Source organism: Streptomyces virginiae, assembly GCF_041432505.1.
GTDB classification, from domain to species: domain Bacteria; phylum Actinomycetota; class Actinomycetes; order Streptomycetales; family Streptomycetaceae; genus Streptomyces; species Streptomyces virginiae_A.
In genome coordinates, this window is the sequence record NZ_CP107871.1 from 1,743,182 (window position 1) to 1,763,391 (window position 20,210).

17 protein-coding genes and 2 pseudogenes are annotated in these 20,210 nt (G+C 68.1%); 10 read left to right on the forward strand and 9 right to left on the reverse strand.

Annotated features, from left to right (window positions below; translation table 11 throughout):
• Positions 1–60: 60 nt before the first annotated feature.
• A complete protein-coding gene (locus tag OG624_RS08185; RefSeq protein WP_244290654.1) occupies positions 61–966 on the reverse strand; it encodes a universal stress protein in 906 nt (301 codons plus the stop codon).
• Complete coding sequence (locus tag OG624_RS08190) at positions 963–1,151, reverse strand: hypothetical protein (RefSeq protein WP_033215577.1); 189 nt, start codon at positions 1,149–1,151, stop codon at positions 963–965. The genes OG624_RS08185 and OG624_RS08190 overlap by 4 nt, the downstream gene beginning before the upstream one ends.
• Before the next feature lie 584 nt (positions 1,152–1,735).
• Here OG624_RS08190 and OG624_RS08195 point away from each other — a divergent pair.
• Positions 1,736–2,224 carry a beta-class carbonic anhydrase gene (locus tag OG624_RS08195; RefSeq protein WP_033215575.1) on the forward strand — a complete coding sequence of 163 codons (489 nt, stop codon included), beginning with the start codon at positions 1,736–1,738 and terminating at the stop codon, positions 2,222–2,224.
• A gap of 90 nt (positions 2,225–2,314) precedes the next feature.
• Here OG624_RS08195 and OG624_RS08200 read toward each other — a convergent pair whose 3' ends face one another.
• The 3 genes from OG624_RS08200 to OG624_RS08210 all read right to left on the reverse strand — a co-directional run bounded on the left by OG624_RS08200 (position 2,315) and on the right by OG624_RS08210 (position 5,715).
• A complete protein-coding gene (locus OG624_RS08200) occupies positions 2,315–3,565 on the reverse strand; it encodes an NAD(P)/FAD-dependent oxidoreductase (protein WP_033215573.1) in 1,251 nt (416 codons plus the stop codon).
• Positions 3,566–3,754: 189 nt separating this feature from the next.
• On the reverse strand, positions 3,755–4,870 hold the full coding sequence (tal, locus tag OG624_RS08205) for a transaldolase (protein ID WP_371639268.1): 1,116 nt from the start codon (positions 4,868–4,870) through the stop codon (positions 3,755–3,757).
• Positions 4,867–5,715 carry a helix-turn-helix transcriptional regulator gene (locus OG624_RS08210; protein ID WP_106971279.1) on the reverse strand — a complete coding sequence of 283 codons (849 nt, stop codon included), beginning with the start codon at positions 5,713–5,715 and terminating at the stop codon, positions 4,867–4,869. The genes tal and OG624_RS08210 overlap by 4 nt, the downstream gene beginning before the upstream one ends.
• A 128-nt stretch (positions 5,716–5,843) precedes the next feature.
• Between OG624_RS08210 and OG624_RS08215 the strand changes: the two genes are divergently transcribed.
• A complete protein-coding gene (locus tag OG624_RS08215; protein ID WP_033215571.1) occupies positions 5,844–6,383 on the forward strand; it encodes a DUF2231 domain-containing protein in 540 nt (179 codons plus the stop codon).
• Between the two features lie 731 nt (positions 6,384–7,114).
• Entirely contained in the window at positions 7,115–7,474 is a 360-nt protein-coding gene (locus OG624_RS08220; protein WP_371639270.1) for a hypothetical protein, read from the forward strand.
• A 108-nt stretch (positions 7,475–7,582) separates the two neighbouring features.
• Here the strand turns inward: OG624_RS08220 and OG624_RS08225 are convergent, their stop codons facing one another.
• The 3 genes from OG624_RS08225 to OG624_RS08235 all read right to left on the reverse strand — a co-directional run bounded on the left by OG624_RS08225 (position 7,583) and on the right by OG624_RS08235 (position 10,509).
• On the reverse strand, positions 7,583–8,056 hold the full coding sequence (locus OG624_RS08225; protein ID WP_033215563.1) for a hemerythrin domain-containing protein: 474 nt from the start codon (positions 8,054–8,056) through the stop codon (positions 7,583–7,585).
• Positions 8,057–8,070: 14 nt separating this feature from the next.
• Positions 8,071–9,258, reverse strand: a complete 1,188-nt coding sequence (locus tag OG624_RS08230) for an MFS transporter (RefSeq protein ID WP_266355116.1) — start codon at positions 9,256–9,258, stop codon at positions 8,071–8,073.
• Positions 9,259–9,528: 270 nt separating this feature from the next.
• Complete coding sequence (locus OG624_RS08235) at positions 9,529–10,509, reverse strand: Acg family FMN-binding oxidoreductase (protein WP_033215561.1); 981 nt, start codon at positions 10,507–10,509, stop codon at positions 9,529–9,531.
• Positions 10,510–11,000: 491 nt separating this feature from the next.
• Between OG624_RS08235 and OG624_RS08240 the strand changes: the two genes are divergently transcribed.
• The 5 genes from OG624_RS08240 (at position 11,001) to narI (ending at position 18,470) form a co-directional block, all read left to right on the forward strand.
• Positions 11,001–11,333, forward strand: a complete 333-nt coding sequence (locus OG624_RS08240) for a cupin domain-containing protein (protein ID WP_033215559.1) — start codon at positions 11,001–11,003, stop codon at positions 11,331–11,333.
• Between the two features lie 354 nt (positions 11,334–11,687).
• Positions 11,688–15,401, forward strand: coding sequence for a nitrate reductase subunit alpha (locus OG624_RS08245; protein ID WP_208869297.1), 3,714 nt, complete (start codon positions 11,688–11,690; stop codon positions 15,399–15,401).
• The gene (gene narH, locus OG624_RS08250) at positions 15,401–17,059 is read left to right on the forward strand and encodes a nitrate reductase subunit beta (RefSeq protein ID WP_033215556.1); all 1,659 of its coding nucleotides are present in this window, start codon (positions 15,401–15,403) and stop codon (positions 17,057–17,059) included. Before OG624_RS08245 ends, narH begins: the two co-directional genes overlap by 1 nt.
• On the forward strand, positions 17,056–17,754 hold the full coding sequence (narJ, locus tag OG624_RS08255) for a nitrate reductase molybdenum cofactor assembly chaperone (protein ID WP_051762612.1): 699 nt from the start codon (positions 17,056–17,058) through the stop codon (positions 17,752–17,754). Before narH ends, narJ begins: the two co-directional genes overlap by 4 nt.
• Entirely contained in the window at positions 17,751–18,470 is a 720-nt protein-coding gene (narI, locus tag OG624_RS08260; RefSeq protein ID WP_033215555.1) for a respiratory nitrate reductase subunit gamma, read from the forward strand. The genes narJ and narI overlap by 4 nt, the downstream gene beginning before the upstream one ends.
• 373 nt (positions 18,471–18,843) lie before the next feature.
• On the opposite strand, the pseudogene OG624_RS08265 reads toward narI, so the two are convergent.
• Positions 18,844–19,069, reverse strand: a pseudogene (locus OG624_RS08265) (transposase); the annotation flags it as partial.
• Positions 19,070–19,072: 3 nt separating this feature from the next.
• Between OG624_RS08265 and OG624_RS08270 the strand changes: the two are divergent.
• Positions 19,073–19,528 carry a hypothetical protein gene (locus OG624_RS08270; RefSeq protein WP_266354796.1) on the forward strand — a complete coding sequence of 152 codons (456 nt, stop codon included), beginning with the start codon at positions 19,073–19,075 and terminating at the stop codon, positions 19,526–19,528.
• Between the two features lie 102 nt (positions 19,529–19,630).
• A pseudogene (locus OG624_RS08275) lies at positions 19,631–20,210 on the forward strand (DUF488 domain-containing protein).

Here is a 20,210-nt window from a genome sequence, read left to right on the forward strand (position 1 = left end):
GACCGCCGAGACGTCCGGGAGTGGTGTGGCCATTGGACTCTCCTGCCCTGGTGGTCGGCCTCAGTCGTGCGCGACGACGGCGACCGGAGAGATGGAGTGATGCATCAACGCGTGGGCGATGGGGCCGATGTGGCCGCCGAAGTCGGACCGGCGGATGCGTCGGCCGACGACGACGAGGGCGGCGTCGGTCGCCGCGTGGAGAATCTGGGCCGCGGCCTGACCGATCGGGGCACGTGGTTCGACATGTACGTCGGTGAACCTGTCACGCCACGGGCTCAGCATCTCGTCCAGGGTGGTGGTGATGGCGTGGGCCATCTCGCTCTGGATACCCGGGTTGAGCGCTGGTGAGTAGCTGAGAATCGGCGGCGGGGTCCATCCGTGGACGACGATGAGCGTCGTGTCACGGTGGGCGGCTTCCTCGAAGGCGAAGGCGAGGAGATTGTCGCAGGGCTGACGGATGTCCAGCCCTGCCACGACGGGTCCGCTGGCGCGGCCGCCGTCGGGTGGCTTGCCCGTCCCATCGGCGGACCGCACCAGCACGACGGGGCGTTCGGTCTCGGCGATGGTCTCCGAGGCTACGGATCCGACGATGAAGCCGGCGACGACGCCGAGCCCGCGCGAGCCGATGGCCAGCAGGTCGGAGTCCTTCGCTGCGCGGGCGAGGGCCAGGGAGGGCAATCCGCCCACGCGACGTGTGGAGACCCCGAGGTCAGGGTGCTCGTGACGCAGCTCGTCGGCGGTGTCCCGCAGCAGGTTCTCCGCCCAGGCGCGCTGTGCCTCGGTGGTCGTGACGGGGAGCGGTGGATGTTCCAGCCATTCCTCGGCGTGGACCAGATCCAGGCGGGCGTGTCGGAGTTCGGCCTCGCCGGCGGCCCAGTGAGCGGCTGCCGTGCTTTCCGGTGTCCCGTCAAGACCTACAGTCACCTGGTTCTTCATGGTGTGCATCTCGTTTGGAGTGCGGGTCATGCTGACGGACTCCTCCGTGTTGCGGTGTCGGGTGTGACGAGTGGCATGTCGTCCTGCTCGTAGGTGAGCCGGTCGATGACGTCCACGACGCCGTCGACGCCGTACGACGAAGGCAGGGGCCGGTACATCGGAACTGCAGTGATGACGATCAGCACCCAGCCCACCGCGTAGGCAGTCGGTCGCATGTCGCACCGTGCCGACCACCGCCGGGAACGCGGGAAGCAGAATCAGCAGGGGATCAGCCGCACCGTGCGGTCATCAATCGTCAACTCCAGCAGCACGACCGGTACGGTCGCCGCGACCACGTAGGCCATCGGGGCTTGACGCCACCTCTAGGGATGGCTCGACCCCGCTCCCATCGCGCGACGTCACGGCGCGTCGGGCGCACGGGCCGCCACACGCCGACGAATCACCTATCCAGGCTCCTCCGCTCGAGGCAGCGCCGCAAGCGACGGGCTTCGCCCGGTGTGCGGCCACGGGCACGGTCGAGCCGGCCGGCTACGTCGCCAGGCGGTGTCCCGCTGCCCGATCGTCTTGCTGCATTGCCCGGCACGGGGCATGTGGTGCCCGCCCCGCAAGAGCGTCGGGTCGTATGCGGACGTATCCGGGGCGACTATCGAAGGGAGAGACGTGGTTCTCGCCCAGGCTGTGACACGGCCGGCGCGGGCCAGCACCGGCACAGCCCTCCACGCCGGGCGGGTAGATGCGCGGAGCCGAGAATCCTGGGGCAGCGGCCATCGTGCCAAGACCATGGGGAGAGGCAGCGAAGATGTCAGTCACCGAGCTCTATCTCGCGAACAATCGGGCCTATGCCTCTCGGCACACCGGCCCGCTTCCGAAGGAACCCTCCCAGCGCGTGGCCGTGGTTGCCTGCATGGATGCGCGGCAGGACATCTACGCGGTCCTGGGCCTGGAGGAGGGCGAAGCGAGTGTGATTCGCAATGCGGGGGGAGTGATCACTGAAGACGTCATCCGCTCGCTGGCCGTAAGCCAACAGTTGCTGGGAACGGACGAGATCATGCTCATCCACCACACTGACTGTCGGATGCTGACGTACCCCGGCTATCGGCTCAAGGAGCCGATCCTCAGCGAGTCGGGGCTTCGGCCCCCCTGGCCGGAAGATTCCTTTCACGACGTGGAGGTCGACGTACGATGGTCCATCAGCCGCGTCAAGGCGAGCCCCTACCTCCCCCACCGCGAATCCGTACGCGGTTTCGTGCTCGACATCGCCACAGGACTGCTTGAAGAAGTGAAGTAGCACGCCGTCGGGAAGTCGCGGGGCATTGCCTGATCGGTGGCGATGCGGATCGGGGTTCCGAACTGATGCGTAAGGCCCCCTCGCGGACCTTCAGCCGGTCGCGTCGGGGTGGTTGAGGAGTTGTGTCAGCGGAACGTTCACGTCGGCGAGTTCCTTTGCGTCGACTGCTTGGCCGGATGTGACGAGGGCGCGGATCGGGTCGGTGACGTCCCAGACGTTGACGTTCATGCCGGCGAGGACCCTGCCGTCGGAGAGCCAGAACGCGATGAACTCGCGGGTGTCCCTGCGGCCGCGGAAGACGACCTGGTCGTAGCCGCCTGGTTCGACGTAGCCGGTGTACTCCATGCCCAGGTCGTACTGGTCGGTGAAGAAGTACGGAACGCGGTCGTAGGCCACGTCCCGGCCGAGCATCGCCTTCGCCGCGACCTGCGGCTGGTTGACGGCGTTGGCCCAGTGCTCGACACGGATGTGCTTGCCCAGGAGCGGGTGGAAGGCGTTGGCGACGTCGCCTGCGGCGTAGATGTCCGGGTGTGAGGTGCGCAGGTGGGCGTCGACGCGGATGCCGTTGTCGACCTCCAGGCCGGCGGCGTCCGCGAGCTGGGTGTTGGGGGTGATACCGACTCCGACGATGACCGCGTCGGCAGTGATGCGGCTGCCGTCGGCCAGCAGCACGCCGGTCGCCCGGCCGTCGGCGCCGGTGATCTCGGCGACCTGGACACCGAAGCGCAGGTCCACCCCGTGATCGGTGTGCAGGTCGGCGAAGACCTGGGCCACCTCGCGGCCCAGCACGCGCAGCAGCGGCAGCTCCGCCATCTCCAGCACCGTGACCTCCACCCCGGCCGCGCGGGCGGCGGCCGCGGTCTCCAGACCGATCCAGCCGGCGCCGATCACCACGATGCGGGATGCAGACTCGAAAGCTTGCTTGAGACGGTCGCTGTCGGCGAGCCGGCGCAGGTAGAGCACTCCGTCGAGGTCGGCTCCGGGCACCGTCAGGCGACGCGGTGAGGACCCCGTGGTCAGAAGCAACTTTCCGTAGCCGATGCGGCTGCCGTCAGCGAGCGTCACCTCGTGTCCGGCCGGGTCGACCGCGGTGACTGTGGCGCCCAGGCGCAGATCCACGTCGTGCTCGGCGTACCACTGGGGAGGGTGGACGTAGACGGTGTCACGCTCGTCCTTGCCCAGCAGATAGCCCTTTGACAGCGGCGGCCTTTCGTAGGGGCGCTCGTTTTCGTCTCCGAGCAGCACGACGGGGCCGTCGAAGCCCTCTTCGCGGAGGGTCTGTGCTGCCTTCGCACCGGCCAGGCTGGCTCCGACGATCACGAATGCGTTGTTCGCGGCCATGTTCTCTCCTCTGCTGCGTTGGCTCGGCCCGCGGGCGGGTGGTGATCCGCACCCTGCCCTCGTCGCACGTGGCCAGGCCATCGTCGTCGATAGCCCTGCGCTGTCAGCGGTTGATGTGTTCCCCGGTGTGTCTGCCGATCGGTTGTCGCCGGTGACTGCCGGTGCTGGGACCGTTCGTCGACGGCCGTGTCAGGCGGCGGTGCGTGTCGCGTGTATTTCGGCGTCCAGTTGCTTGAACAGTTCATTGCCGGAGGCGGTGAACTTGGCGATGCCCTCATCCTCCAGCACACGCACCACGTCGTCGTAGGACACTCCGACCGTCTCCAGGTAGTTGAGTACCTGCTGGGATGCCTCATAGGTGCCGTGGATGGTGTCGCCCTGGATGTGGCCGTGGTCGGCGACCGCGCGCAGGGTCTGCTCGGGCATGGTGTTGACCACCCAGGGCGCCACCAGTTCGTCGACGTAGCGGGTGTCGGCGTAGGCGGGGTCCTTCACCCCGGTGGAGGCCCACAGCGGGCGCTGGGGGCGCATCCCAGCCGCGGCGAGCGCCTGCCACTCCTGGGAGGCAGCGGCCTGCTCGAAGTGCTGGTAGGCCAGGCGCGCGTTGGCGATCGCGGCCCGCCCGCGCAGGGCCAGTGCGGCCGGTGTGCCGATCTTGTCCAGTCGGCTGTCGATTTCGGTGTCCACCCGGCTGACGAAGAAGGAGGCCACCGATGCGATGGACGCCAGGTCACGACCCGCCGCATGGGCCTGACCCATGCCGTCGAGGAAGGCGCGGAGCACCTGGTCGTAGCGGTCGAGGGAGAAGATCAGTGTCACGTTGATGCTGATGCCTTCCGCGAGCGCCGTGCTGATCGCCTCCAGGCTGGGCTGGGTGGCGGGGATCTTCACGAACAGGTTCGGCCGGTCCACCAGCCACCACAGGGCCCGTGCCTCGGCGATCGTCGCCGCCGTGTCGTGGGCGACACGCGGGTCCACCTCCAGCGACACCCTTCCGTCCACGCCGCCGCTGGCCTCGTACACCGGTCGCAGGACGTCGCAGGCCCAGCGCACATCGAACGCCGTCAGCAGCCGGACGGCCTCCTCCACGCGCACCCCGCGCCGGGCCAGATCTCCGACCTGCTCGTCGTAGCGGGCACCCGAGCGGATCGCCTTGGCGAAGATCGTCGGATTGCTGGTAATACCCACCACCTGCTGCTCCCGCACCAAGTCGGCCAGCCCGCCACCGGCGAGCCGCTCCCGGCTCAGATCATCCAGCCAGACCGCCACGCCTTCAGCGGACAGCCGGTCCAGGTTCTCACTCATGATCTTCTCCTTCGCGTCGTCTCGCGAGATGCCGGCCACGTACCGCCCGGCTCCCCTGCGGACCGAGCACAGACCTCCTTCACACACGCCCCATTGGCAGGGCCAGGCACGCTCGCACCGCTAGCTGCGGCGCGAAGTTCCACACAGCACCGGCCCGGGTAAGGGGCGAGGACCGCGGCAATCCCAGATGCCTGAAGGCCGGTGAGGAAACCGCCGAGGAAGGCATGGTTGATCGAGCACACCAGGTCGGGCGATCGGGCGGCCAGCGGGTGGAAGGGGCAGTTCAGCAGCCGCACCTCGGTCGGAGCCTGCCGGTCGGGCTCGAAGCCGTGCTCCTCCAACACGGATTCCGAAAGCGTGAGAGAACGCTCGGGGCCCAGACGGCCGGGACGGCTGCTGGCGCGTGTCGCAGCCCCGAGCGCCTCACCGCGGTGGCGGGCCGTGCGCAATGCAGCGGACTGCGCGTCCTCGCCCGGCTGCTGGCCGAGGACCGCGTCGATGAGGATCTCCGCCAAGAGGTCGGGGCGGCGCTCGGGGATGGAGATGCGGATGTCGGTGTCCGCCGGCTCGTACACCTTGGGCTTGCGGCCCACCCTGCGGATGCCGCCCGGGTGGTCGTATCGGGATGTCAGCAGCCCGGCCGCGGCCAGTTTGTCGAGGTGGAAGGCGGCCAGCTTGGCCGAGATACCGGCATCGGCGGCGGCCTCCTCGCGCGTCACCGGCCGGTGGGCGCGCCGTATGAAGCCATACAGCCTGCGGCGTACCTCGTCCCCGAGCACCGAGACCGCTTCCACTCCCGAAACGGTGTGGGCCTGAGGAGGAGCCGGGGTCGGGTCAGGGGTCATACATCAACGATAACTCCAATCCACGTGCCCGTAACCGAGCAGCTTCATATCCCCCGCCTGGCGGATTGCCCCCTTCCGCGAATACATCCAGTACTGATTGGTGCAATCTTCTGGAGGAGGATCCTGTCATGCCGAGCGAACCGCACCAGCAGGCGAAACAGCCGGTCAGCGCCGCCCTCGCCGGTCCGTACGGGCATCCGTTCCATCCGATCCTGGTCACCGTGCCGATCGGCGCGTGGGTGGGCAGCCTCGTCTTCGACATCGCCTCCCACCTCGTGGACGATCCCGACTTCCTCGCCCGCGGGGCGATGTGGCTGATCGCCGTGGGCGTGATCGGAGCGCTGGCTGCCGCGCTGGTCGGCCTCCTGGATCTGTTCGCCATCCCCACCGGCACGCGCGCCTTTCGTACCGGTCTCATCCACATGACGCTGAACCTGCTGGTGACCGCGTCATACGCAGGCAGCTTCCTGTGGCGTCACGCCGGGGACGGGCCGTCCGGCAGCGTCGGGGCGGGGCAGCTCGTAGTGAACGCCGTGACCTTGGCCGTGCTCGGCGTCTCGGGGTTTTTGGGCGGCAAGCTCGCCTACCGCTATGGCGTCCGCGTCGCCGACGAAGCGACGCAGGCCGAGGGCTTCCTTCCGTCCCGCCGGAACTCAGCCCGCCCCTGACCCGCAGCGAGCGCATTCGCACTACATATTCACCGCTACCGCTCAGGGAGTTCCCATGGACATGGCCGCACTAAGGCGCTCACGACTCCAGCGTCCGCTCACGGACGACATCGGGGTGGGGGTCTTGAGCAGCGGCGCCATACGTCCTGGGCTGCATTGCCTTGGAGGAGCACGGCCCTTGTTGAGGCCAACGACGGCGACCGGTACCTGTGCACCGCCTCCCCGACCGGCCAGCTCACCGCAGCCCCGACCGACCTGTTCCGCTCGCACGCGGCCGCCGAGGCCGAACGCCTCGGACGGGAGCGCCGCCGAGTCTCCCGCCCCATGACGCCTTCGCCGTCGGCGCTGCCCTGGAAGTCCTCGACGCGCTCGATCAGATGTACCAGCCGCAGTTGTGCGTGCTGATGCCCGACCATGCGTATGGTCGCCGACCAGCTGCTGCTCGGCTCGCCGGCACGAAGGCCCCTCCTCCCGCAACGGCTTGACGTCACCACCAAGCTGGCCGGCCTGCTCGCCGCACCGATGCGCCTGATCGTCGTGGGCGAGTCCAGGCGGCTGACCGGCGACTGCAACGAGCTGCTGAGCCACTCCACGACCACCCCAAGACCCGCTACGCCCTGCGCTACGTCGGCGGCGGCTGAGAGTCCTTCGAACGGATCGCCGCCAAGCTCGACGACAACCCCAACCGGGTCAACTACGCAACGCGACGTCGGGCCATGGTCGGCTGGCGGATGCCGACGTCCGATTGGCCCGAGCTGTGCAATGGTATTCCCAAGCTCGGCCGCCTGGCCCGGCAGGAGCCGGCCCTCGGCGCGGTCCTCGTCTGGGCCGAGGTCACCCAGTCCGAGCATCTCAACTGCCCTCTTCTTGCCACGACGGTGCTTGCCGGCCAGGACAGGAAGCTGTTGGTCGACCAGGTAGGCCAGTTCCTCACCCCGACCAACCAGAAGGCCGGGCGCCTCAAGCTCCGCCGCCGGCTCGAGCTCTACGCCGCCCGTCTCGCCGCGCGATGTGACGCCGCACCTCGCGGCACTTTCGGGCCGGGCACTTCGGCGGTTTCGGCTGTTTGGAGCACAATCGGCGCGGTATGAGAAGCGGCGGATGCCGACCCGTGCGGGTGATCGGGTGGATGCCAGGCGAGGGTCGGGCTTATCTGTGGGGCTTGCCGGAAGCAGGCCCCCGAGCAGTGGACAACACGCCTAACGGGTCGGCGTGGAAGCCGCGTCGGTGATGCGGGTGCGTGCCGCGTCCACCATGTCCCACTGCTCCGGGGCGAGGATTGCCAGTGTCGCCGGGAACACCCCGTCCTGTTCCTTGAGGATGTGCTCACGTAGCAGGGCGAGTGCCTCCATCAGCCGACTGGGCCAGCCCGGATCGGCCGGGACGCCGTCGGCGGCCTCGCCCAGGACCTTCTCGATGCGTCGGTGTTCGTCCTCCAACGCGGCGATCTGCTCGGGGAACTCGTCCGACATCGCGGGGAAGAGGCCGTGTTCCTCCACCTGGGTGTGCGGGAGGAGAATCGCAGTGATCAGGCGTGCCACCCGGGCCATCTCCGCGGCATCGGCGCCGTGGTGGGCAGCACGCACGACGCTGATCAGATCGACCACGCTGTCGTGCTCGGCGGTCAGTTCGGCGATGGCCTTGATCGACTGGCAACCACAGTACTCACACATGGGGATCCCTTTGCTCACCGCACGGGTGCGGGCTCGGTGTCGGGCGCTGCGGGACGGGCTGCTACCCGGCGTACGCCGGTGACGGTGTACGCGAGTGCCGCTAGTGCCACGACGGCAAGCAGGGCCAGCCCCAGGGCGTAGGAGGCTGTGGCGCCGTAGATGGTGCCCATGACCAGTGGCGGGATGAATCCGCCCAGTCCGCCGGCCGCGCCGACCATCCCGGTGACCGATCCGACCTTGTTCGCCGGAGACAGCAGGGCGACCAGGGCGAATGTGGCACCGCTGCCGGCTCCCAGAGCGGCGGCCATGGCCAGGAATGCGATGCTGCCCACCGGAGCCAGTGACGGGGAGGCGGCCTGTACGGCCGCGCCGACGGCCACGACCGCCATGGCCGTACCGAGCACCGGTGTCGGCCCCACGCGGTCCGACAGCCAGCCGCCCACCGGCCGCATCGCGACCGCCAGCAGCACGAACCCCGCCATGCGGTTCGCCGCGTCCGCCTGACCGAGGCCGTAGCCGGTCTTCAGGTAGGTCGGCAGGTATACCGAGAACGCTACATACCCGCCGAACGCGACCGCATACAGGGCGCCCGCCTGCCAGGTGATGCCCAGGCGGGCGGTGGCGGCCAGCCGGTGGCCGGGCGGCTCGTTCGGCGCGGTCCGCCCGGGAGCGTCCCGCAGCACCACGGCGGCCAGCACCGCGTAGACGGCCAGCGCGGCGGCAGTGATCAGGAAGGGGTTGGCCATGCCGTGGGCGTCGACCAGCTGCACCGTGGTGAGCGCGCTGATCGCGGTGCCGCCCATGCCGGCTCCGAAGATCCCGATGACCAGACCACGCCGCTCCGGCGGGAACCAGGCGCTCACGAAGGGCACGCCGACGGCGAACGAAGTGCCGCCGATTCCGAGAAAGAACCCGCCCACCAGCAGCGCGGTGAGCGAGGAATGGCCGGCCAGCCCCAGAAACAGCACTGGAGCCACCGTTGCGGCAGAGACTAGCGGGAACATCACCCGCCCCCCGAACCGGTCGGTCAGGGCGCCCACAGGAATCCTGCCCAAAGACCCCACCACCACCGGCACCGCGACCAGCAGTGACTGCTCGAACGAGCTGAGCAGCAGCGTGTCCTTGAACTGCGGCCCCAGTGGACTCAGCAGGGCCCACGCCCAGAAGTTGATGGCGAATCCCAGTGTGGCCAGCGCCAGCATCACCACCGGCCGGGCATCGGGCGGCACCGGGCCCCCCGCGTCCGCTCGCCCGTCAACCGCCCCTTCCCTCACATGGCGCATTGCTGCCCTCTCCGTCCCGCTCGCGGCTGCCACCAGCTGACAGCCTGGGCCGGGACACTCTCCTGGTCTTCCACCAGCGGCTCCAGCCCCAGGTTCGGGCACCGGCCGGCCGGGTGGCAGGGCCGTTCGGCCTCTCCGTTCGGCCAACCGGGACCAAGAGACAGAACGATCGTGGCCCTGCGTGTCCCCCTACGCGAAGTCGAGCACCTCGCCCACCGGACGGCGGGGGGACCGCACACCCCCAGGCCCGTACCCAAGCCGCAACACCATCTGCACATGCCCCATGGCAGTGAGAGGGTCACGCACATTCCACCGCAGATCAGGACGTTCCAGCGCATGAGAGGTCAAAGAGGTGGCCAGCCCATGGGAAGTGGCCGCGAGCAGAACACGCTCCATGGCCTGACCGGCCCGCAGCCAGTCAGCAGGCCCATCTTCTGCCGTGCCCAGCAGAACAAGCCGCGGCGCACTCTCGAAGGTGGCCGCAGGGCGATCCGCAACGCGATGCCGGCCGGCGAAGTCACGCACCGGAGCCCTGCCGTCATGCCGAAAGGGACCGAAAGCGTATTCCGGTACGCCGTCAGTGCTGAGCGACGCGGCGGGGCCGGTGCGGATCCAGCCCTCCATCTCCTCACTGTTGGCCGGCTCCAGGCTGTCGCGTCCCTCGGCGTCCTGGACCAGTTCCAAGATCGACTGAGTGTGCCAGGCATCGGGAACGCCCAGGCCGGCGCCCTCCGCACGGGCCGCCTCGCGCAACTCACGCCACACTGTCTCTGGAATCTCCTGCTCCGTGAACGGCTCCCGGCTGGTGTGGCGGCGGCGGATGGCCGGGCGCAGCGCGCTCAGGACGGCGCTGGCGACGACTGGTTCGTCAAGGCGCACCGTGGCGACCAGGAGTCCCTCAGCCGGATCGGGCAGCAGCCGGCAGACCGGCTCGAGACCGGCATGTGCTGCGGAGACCCGCAGATTGAACAAAGCCGCACCACAGCCCAGGTGCAGGGCTCTGTTGTCCGGGTCCGCGTGCGGCATCGCCCGTGCTGTATCGGCACGGAGCTCCAACACATGACGTTTCGAAAGCCAGCGAAACCGCCACGGCTGCGCATTATGCATCGACGGAGCCGCCGTGGCGTCCTCGACCAGGCCCGTCACCCGTCCGGGATCGACATGCCGCATCGGAACACCTCCGCTGAGAACCCACCGCACTCCAACGCCTCGGAGCGTCTCCTACCCACCGTAGGGCGGAGCTACCGAAAGGCAAACGCCCTCGTTGGACCGGGCATGACAAAAGAACCGATGCGAGAGACCTGCGAGATGCCCGACCGGGGTGCTGTTGCGCCGACTGCCCCCGCCACAGGAGCCCGCCGCAGTGAGCGAACTGATCGAGGCGATCGTGACGGCCCCGCCCCTGTCGGCAACGATCAACGCATCCGCACCTTGCTGCAGGACCTGGCGCGCGTAGCCGGCATCCAGGTACTCATGCCGCTCCGTCGCCGCCTGTACGACGGACTGCGGTGAGACTCTTCGCGGCCACCCGGAGGCCGGCATCGCAGCGGCACCTGAACCGACACCGCGCCGCCAGCACCCCGGGGCCTCGGACGGCGCCGGCGCAACGGCGCCGTCGTGCCGGGCATTGACGATCACTGAATGAGTGACAGACTCGGCCCATGCAGAAGTTCTCTCTGGATGCCAAAGTCCGCGAGCACGTGCAGCATGCCGCAGCAGCTGCCTCCGGGCGTAGCGCGGAGACCGTCTACGGCGGCGCCGAGCACGTACTGCGCCAGACTGTCGTGGCCCTGGAGGCGGGGAGGTCACTCACCGAACACGAAAACCCCGGCGAAGCCACACTGCTCGTTCTGCGCGGACGGGTGCGCTTGCACAGCACCGATGCATCGTGGGACGGGATGGCCGGTGACATGATCGTAGTACCGCCGGTTCGGCACAGTCTTGAGGCACTGGAGCGATCCGCGGTTCTGCTCACCGTTGCAAAGCATCAATGACCTCGGCGCCGGTCCCGAGAGTCGCTGAACGCGCTGCCTGGCGCGGCTGTCCGCACCTTGAGCGCTGAGCCACACGCTTCGCTCACATCGCTCGGCAAGCTCCCCCCTCGTGTGCTCCGATAAGCCCACCGACACGCATCGCGGTGCGGTGCGTGACCGGTCGGTGGCATACCGGAGTCGGTGAAGGGTGCAGGGACGCCTCCGCCGGCCATCGTTGTCCCTGGGATGGGTTGGCCCGTGCGTGTTCGGCCGTTGTTGTGCGCGGTCACCGCGGGTTTCGCATCGGCCGATATTTCGATCGTTGTCCCCTTTTACCGCACAAGGACAGGAAGCGTTATGGGCAAGGATATCGGGATGGACGGGCCCCTGGCCGACGCACTGGTACGCAGTCGGCGGTTCTTCACCCGGGGTACGGTCTCCGCCGATCTGAGGACGCTGTCGCAGACCGGGGGCCGTGACGCCGACGACTTCTACCGGGACCGGTGGAGCCACGACAAGGTCGTCCGCTCCACCCATGGCGTCAACTGCACCGGTTCCTGTTCCTGGAAAGTCTACGTCAAGGACGGGATCATCACCTGGGAGACCCAGCAGACCGATTATCCCTCGGTCGGCCCGGACTCGCCGGAGTACGAGCCCCGCGGCTGCCCACGCGGCGCGGCCTTCTCCTGGTACACCTACTCGCCGACCCGGGTGCGCTACCCCTACGTCCGTGGTGTCCTGCTCCAGATGTTCCGTGAGGCGAAGTCACAGCACGACGGCGACCCGGTTCGGGCGTGGGCGCACATCGTCGAGAACCCGGCGAGGGCCAAGGCGTACAAGTCCGCGCGGGGCAAGGGCGGCCTGGTCCGTGCCACCTGGGAGGAAGCCGCGGAGATCATCGCGGCTGCCCACGTGCACACCATCGACAAGTACGGCCCCGACCGGGTGGCCGGTTTCTCACCGATCCCGGCCATGTCGATGGTCTCCCATGCCTCCGGCGCCCGGTTCGTCAACCTCATCGGCGGCTCGATGCTGAGCTTCTACGACTGGTACGCCGACCTCCCGGTGGCCTCGCCCCAGGTGTTCGGCGACCAGACCGACGTCCCGGAGTCCGGGGACTGGTGGAACGCGGGCTACCTCATCATGTGGGGCTCCAACCTGCCGGTGACGCGCACACCGGACGCGCACTGGATGACCGAGGCCCGGTACCGCGGCCAGAAGGTCATCGCGGTCGCCCCCGACTACGCCGACAACGTGAAGTTCGCCGACGAATGGCTGCCGGCCAAGCCGGGCACCGACGCCGCCCTGGCCATGGCCATGGGCCACGTCGTGCTCAAGGAGTTCTTCGTCGATCGTCACACCCCGTACTTCACGCAGTACGTCAAGACCTACACCGATCTTCCCTACCTGGTCCGGCTCGACGAAGCCGCCGGACCAGGTACGAGCGGCGAGAAGACGTACACGGCGGGCAAGTTCCTCACCGCCTCCGATCTCCCCGGGCACCAGCATGAGGAGAACGCCGCGTTCAAGACCGTGCTCGTTGACGCGCGGACAGGGCAGCCGGCTGTTCCTGGCGGTTCTCTGGGGCACCGCTACGGCGAGGCCGGTGTGGGCAAGTGGAATCTGGAACTCGGTGACGTCGACCCCCAGCTGACGCTGATGAGCACCTCGCAGGAGAGTGTGCTCGTCCGGTTCCCGCGCTTCGACACCCCCGACGGTGCGGCGGCCGACCTGCCGCGCGGTGTGCCGGTCCGGCGGGTCGACGGCCATCTGGTCACCACTGTCTACGACCTGCTGCTCGCGCAGTACGGCGTGGGCCGGGACGACCTTCCGGGAGAATGGGCCACCGGGTACGACGACGCCGAGTCGCCCTACACCCCGGCATGGCAGGAGACGATCACCGGTGTCCCGGCCTCCACCGCGGCCAGGGTCGGACGCGAGTTCGCCGCGAACGCCGAGGAGTCCAAGGGACGCTCGATGATCGTGATGGGTGCCGGAACCAACCACTGGTTCCACTCCGACACGATCTACCGGGCGTTTCTCACCCTCACCAACCTGACGGGCTGCCAGGGGGTCAACGGCGGTGGCTGGGCGCACTACGTCGGCCAGGAGAAGGTCCGGCCGCTCACCGGCTACACACAGATCGCCAACGCGCTGGACTGGAACCGGCCGCCGCGCAACATGATCCAGACCGCGTACTGGTATCTCCACACCAACCAGTTCCGCTACGACCAGTTCGGCGCCGACACTCTGTCCGCCAAGACGGGCAGCGGGCAGCTGGCGGGAATGAGCACCGCCGATGTACTCGCGCAGAGCGCGCGCATGGGCTGGATGCCGTCCTACCCGACCTTCAACCAGAACCCACTCGACCTGAGCGACCAGGCCACCGCGGCGGGGACCCCGGTGGGCGAATACGTGGTCGAGCAGTTGAAGTCGGGTGCCCTGGAGTTCGCGGGGGAGGACCCGGACTCGCCCGAGAACTATCCGCGCATTCTGTCCATCTGGAGGGCCAACCTGCTCGGCTCGTCCGGCAAGGGCAACGAGTACTTCCTCAAGCATCTGCTCGGTGCCGACTCCTCGGTACGGGCCACCGAGACACCGCAGGACCGACGGCCGGTCGACGTGAAGTGGCACGACGAGGCCCCCGAGGGCAAGCTCGACCTGCTGATGACGATCGACTTCCGGCAGACCAGCACCACGGTCTTCTCCGACGTCGTGCTGCCCGCCGCCACCTGGTACGAGAAGCACGACCTCAACACCACGGACATGCACCCCTTCGTGCACTCCTTCAACCCGGCCATCGCGCCGCCCTGGCAGACCCGCACGGACTGGGATGCCTGGCAGACGATCGCCGAGAAGTTCAGTGAGCTCGCCGCCAGCCGGCTGGGAGTCCGCAAGGATGTGGTGGCCCTTCCGCTCACCCACGACACCCCGGACGCGATGGCGAATCCGCACGGAACCGTGCGGGACTGGAAGAAGGGCGAGTGCGAGCCGGTCCCCGGGGTCACGATGCCCAGGCTCGTCGAGGTCGAGCGCGACTACGGGGCCGTGGCCGAGAAGATGAACGCACTCGGTCCGCTCGTGGACACGCTCGGCGCGACCACCAAGGGTGTGACCTTCGAGCTCGGCGCCCAGGTGGACTACTTGCGGCGCAAGAACGGCACGGTCCGGACCGGTGCGGCGGCAGGCAGGCCGTCGCTGAAGCGAGACGTGAACGTCTGCGAGGCGATCCTCGCGCTGTCCGGCACCACCAACGGGGCTCTTGCCACCCAAGGGTTCAAGACTCTCGAGAAGCGCACCGGCGTGCGGCTGGCCGACCTCGCCGAGGAGCACGAGGGTAAACAGATCACCTTCGCCGACACCCAGGGCCCGCCCGTGCCCGTGATCACGTCACCGGAGTGGTCAGGATCGGAGAGCGGCGGCCGGCGGTACTCGCCCTTCACCATCAACGTCGAGCGCAAGAAGCCGTGGCACACGCTGACCGGGCGTATGCACTTCTACCTCGACCACGACTGGATGGCCGAGCTCGGCGAAGGACTCCCGGTCTACCGGCCCCCGCTGAACATGGCGGCACTGTTCGCCGAGCCCTCCCTCGGCCACGTCTCGGACGGCTCCGCCGGCCAGGGCGTCGAAGGTCTCACCGTGCGCTACCTCACCCCGCACAACAAATGGTCCATCCACTCCGAATACCAGGACAACCTGTTCATGCTCTCCCTCTCGCGGGGCGGCCAGAACATCTGGATGAGCGACCGGGACGCCGCGAAGGTCGGGATCAAGGACAACGACTGGATCGAGGCGGTCAACCGCAACGGCGTGGTGGTCGCCCGGGCGATCGTGTCCCACCGGATGCCCGAGGGAACGGTGTACATGTATCACGCACAGGACCGGCTCATCGACGTACCGACCGCCGAGACCTCCGGCAAGCGCGGAGGCATCCACAACTCGCTCACCCGGCTGCTGGTCAAACCCACACATCTGATCGGCGGCTACGCGCAGCTCACCTACGCGTTCAACTACCTCGGCCCCACCGGAAACCAGCGCGACGAGGTCACCGTCATCCGCAAGCGCTCGCAGGAGGTGACCTACTGATGAGGGTCATGGCACAGATGGCGATGGTGATGAACCTCGACAAGTGCATCGGCTGCCACACCTGCTCGGTGACGTGTAAGCAGGCATGGACCAACCGCTCCGGCACCGAGTACATCTGGTTCAACAACGTCGAGACCAAGCCCGGGCTCGGCTATCCCCGCACCTACGAGGACCAGGAGAAGTGGAAGGGCGGCTGGACGCTCAACAAGCGGGGCCGGCTCACACTCAAGGGCGGTGGCCGGTTCAAGAAGCTGCTGACCATCTTCTCCAATCCCAAGCTTCCCTCGATCAACGAGTATTACGAGCCCTGGACCTACGACTACTCCACGCTCACCGACGCGCCGGCTCAGGAGCACACGCCGGTCGCGCGTCCCAAGTCGCTGATCTCCGGCAAGGACATGAAGATCGAGTGGTCAGCCAACTGGGACGACGACCTCGGCGGCTCCACACTCAACGGTCACCGGGACCCGCTGCTGAAAAAGATCGCCGACAAGGTGAAGTTCGAGTTCGAGCAGACCTTCATGTTCTACCTGCCGCGCATTTGTGAGCACTGCCTGAACCCCTCGTGCGCCGCCTCGTGCCCCAGCGGTGCGATCTACAAGCGCGAGGAGGACGGCATCGTCCTCGTCGACCAGGACAAGTGCCGCGGCTGGCGGATGTGCGTCTCGGGCTGCCCCTACAAGAAGATCTACTTCAACCACCGCACCGGCAAGGCGGAGAAGTGCACCTTCTGCTTCCCCCGCATCGAGGTCGGGCAGCCCACGATCTGCTCCGAGACCTGCGTCGGCCGACTGCGCTACATCGGTTTGATGCTGTACGACGCCGACAAGGTGCTCGAGGCCGCGTCCACCACCGACGAGCAAGGGCTCTACGAGGCCCAGCGTGACGTCTTCCTCGACCCGTCCGACCCCGAGGTGGTGCGCGCGGCCGAGAAGGCGGGCATCGCCCGCGACTGGATCGACGCCGCCCAGCGCTCCCCGATCCACGCCCTGATCAGCACCTACAAGGTGGCACTGCCGCTGCATCCGGAATACCGCACCATGCCCATGGTCTGGTACATCCCGCCGCTGTCCCCGGTCGTCGATGTGGTCAAGGAGACCGGCGAGGACGCCGAGGACAAGGGCAACCTGTTCGCCGCGATTGACGCGCTGCGGATCCCGGTCGAGTACCTCGCCGAACTCTTCACCGCCGGCGATATCACGCCGGTGGACGCCGTGCTGAAGAAGCTCGCCGCGATGCGGTGCTACATGCGTGACATCAACATGGGCCGCGAGCCCGACGCCTCGATCCCCGCCGCCGTCGGGATGAGTGAGGAGGACATGTATGACATGTACCGCTTGCTGGCGATCGCGAAGTACGACGAGCGCTATGTGATACCGTCCGCCCACGCCGAGCAGGCCCACTCCCTGGAAGAGCTGGCCACGGAATGCTCGCTCGACTACGAGGGCGGGCCCGGGATGGGCGGTTCCGGCCCGTTCGGGGAAGGATCGGGCGCCCCGACACCGATCGCGGTGGAGAACTTCCAGATGCTGCAGGACCGGCAGACCTCCGACTCGCTGGCCGGCCCCGACGACAAGGCAGGGCGGGTCAACCTGCTCAACTGGGACGGCAGGGGCTCTCCCCCCGGGCTCTTCCCGTCGAAGGGATCGGACTCGTGAGCAGGGTCCGCGCGAAGTCCGCGCTGACTTCGCACCAGCTGACCATTGTGTGGCAGTCGGTCTCGCTCCTCCTGGACTACCCGGACGAAGAGCTTCCCGGACGGATCGCGCTGGTCCGGTCGGCGATGCGGGAACTGCCTCCGGCGCTCGGCGGGACGATGCGCGAGTCCGTGGAGCAGCTGGAGGCCACGCCCTCGGCGGAGCTGCAGGCGAAGTACGTCGAGACCTTCGACAACCGCAGACGCTGCAACCTGTTCCTGACCTACTTCGCCCACGGGGACACCCGCAAACGGGGAGTCGCTCTGCTCCGGTTCAAGCAGGTCTACCTGCGCTCCGGCTTCATGCTCGACGATGCGGAGCTGCCCGACCACTTGTGCGTCGTGCTCGAGTTCGCCGCGACGGTTGACAGAGAGCTCGGCCGAGGGCTGATGCTCGACCACCGGGCCGGTCTTGAGCTGCTACGGCTGTCGCTGCGGGACATGGCCTCTCCGTGGGCCGGCCTGGTCGAAGCCGTCACCGCGACCCTGCCGCCGTTGCGCGGCGACGAGCGGGACGCCGTGAGCCGCCTCGCCGCAGAGGGACCGCCCGAGGAAGAGGTCGGGCTCGCACCCTTTGCCAACCCCCGGTTCAGCCCCGCCGCCTCTCGCGAGACCACGACGCTGCCCATGCCCACCTTCCCAGGAGCCCGCACATGAATCAGTTCCTGTACGTGGTCTTCCCCTACATCTGCCTGACGGCCTTCGTCCTGGGACATCTGTGGCGCTACCGCTACGACAAGTTCGGCTGGACCACCCGCTCCTCCCAGCTCTACGAGAACCGGATACTGCGGATCGGCAGCCCTCTGTTCCACTTCGGGATCATCGGGGTGTTCTTCGGCCACGTGATCGGGCTGGGCATCCCCAAGTCCTGGACCGAAGCGGTCGGTGTGTCCGAAGGGCTCTACCACTTCCTGGCCTTTTCGGTCGGTGCGCTGGCGGGGCTGGCCACGGTCGTTGGGATGGCGATCCTGATCTACCGTCGACGCACCGTGGGCCCGGTCTTCTCAGCCACCACCCGGATGGACAAGGTGATGTACCTCTTCCTCGCCGTGGTGATCTTCCTCGGCCTGTTCAACACGGTGGCGGCCAACATCTTCGAGCACTACGACTACCGGGACGGTGTCTCGGTCTGGTTCCGCGGAATCTTCCGATTCGACCTCCACCCCGAACTCATGGGCGAAGCGCCGCTCGGCTTCCAGCTCCACGGCCTGTTCGCCATGGCGCTCTTCGCGCTGTGGCCCTTCACACGGCTCGTCCACGTGTTCAGCGCCCCGATCGGGTACTTCACCCGCCCCTACATCGTCTACCGCAGCCGCGACACCACCCAGCTCGGCAGCCACCAGCCACGTCGCGGCTGGGACCGGGTGGGCTGACACGGATGGTGGTCAATGCGCCGGTCCCCGCCACCGGCCAGAACCATCAGCCGGCATGGCCCGCTGCCGGGCATCTGACTCGCGCATCCGAGTGGTCCGTGGACGCCGCGGTCTTCGATCTCCGGCTCGCCACCCTGCACCCGGGCCGTGGCCGGAGGTGAGGCTGCTGCCGGATCCGCACGACCCGGTTCGCCGGCCACCGTACGACTGACGGTGATGATGCGAGTGGCAGTTCTGTTGATGCGTCCGACTCGCCGACTGACAACGCGGACGCTCAAGCGGTCGCCGAAGCCATCGCCGACGCACCGGTGCCTGGCCGGCCGTATCGACGACACACCCTCGTCATGAACAGAGCCAACGGCGTTGTCCGCTGCCACGTGCCGTCACGCTGCCACCGGCGGAACAGGTCGTAGACCCGGTCCCACGGCCCCGTACCGTTCCGGCACGTCCCGCCACGGTGTCCCGGCCCGGGTCCGCCACCGTATGCCGTCAATCAGCTGCCGCCGAGTCCACAACCGCAGCCGGCCCGGCTTGCCACCCACCGGCAGCAACGGCTCCAGCCTCGCCCACTGTGCATCCGTCAGATCTCCACGCGCCACACGATGATCACCACCGATCAAGATCCATTTTCGCAACAGACCCTAATCGCCTGGGTGGTCACCGCCCTCGGCCGCGCCTACATGCTCGGCATCTGGCTTAAGCACGGCGGTGCCCGTGGCGGCACCAGCCACCTGCCAGTCCCGGTCATCTTCGGCCACTTCGCACTCGCCGCCATCGGCCTCGTCGTGTGGATCATCTACGTGATCACCGAAAAGCACGCGTTGGCCTGGACCGCCTTCGGCCTCCTGCTGCCCGTCGCCCTGCTCGGGTTTGTGATGCTCGCCCGCTGGATCCCCGTCCACCGCGACCGCGCAACCGCTGCCGGCCAGAACGCCCCGGCCGAAGGCCACTTCCCGCTCCCTGCCGTCGCGGGACACGGCCTCGCCGCCGTCATGTCCACCATTCGGGGGGGGGAACGCCCTGGTTCTGGTCTTGCTAACCGCACTCCGGATGGGTGAGTGACGAGTCCCTTACCTTGACCGGCCTGCCCCACTGTCCCGCACAGCCAACCGAAGGCGCACACGGGTGCCGTGCCGGCCGGAAGCTGCTGCACTCGATGTATGGGTGATCACCGGACCGACCCTGCAGACGGGCCGACGCCGCGGATCGCGCTGATCACCTTCGGCCACAGCACCGCGGACCCCGCTCGCTGGCTGGACTCCTCCGGGAAGCCGGCGTTACCGCCGTCGTGGACGCAAGGACCGCTCCCGGCAGCCGCCGTCACCCGGACCTCTCACGGCAGCGGGTGGGCCAGTGGACGCCCGAAGAGCACATCGCCCACCGGTGGGAGCCGCGCCTGGGCGGCTTCCGCAAACCGCCGCCGGACTCGCCCGACAGGGCATGGCGCAACGCGTCCTTCCCCGGCATGCCGCTCATACCCGCAGCCCCGAGTTCGTCACCGCCATGGACGCCCTCATGCACCAAGCGGGCTTGGAGCGCACCGCGGTGATGTGCAGCGAAGCGGTGTGGTGGCGATGCCACCGCCGCCTCATCGCCGACTTCTCCCTCCTGGCCCGAGGCATGCTCGTCCACCACCTGATGCACGACGGACGCCTCACAGCGCACCATCCGACACCGGGGCTGGCGCTTCGCAGCGACGGCCTCCTTGTGTACGACGACGCCGGATCCGTACCACCGTGA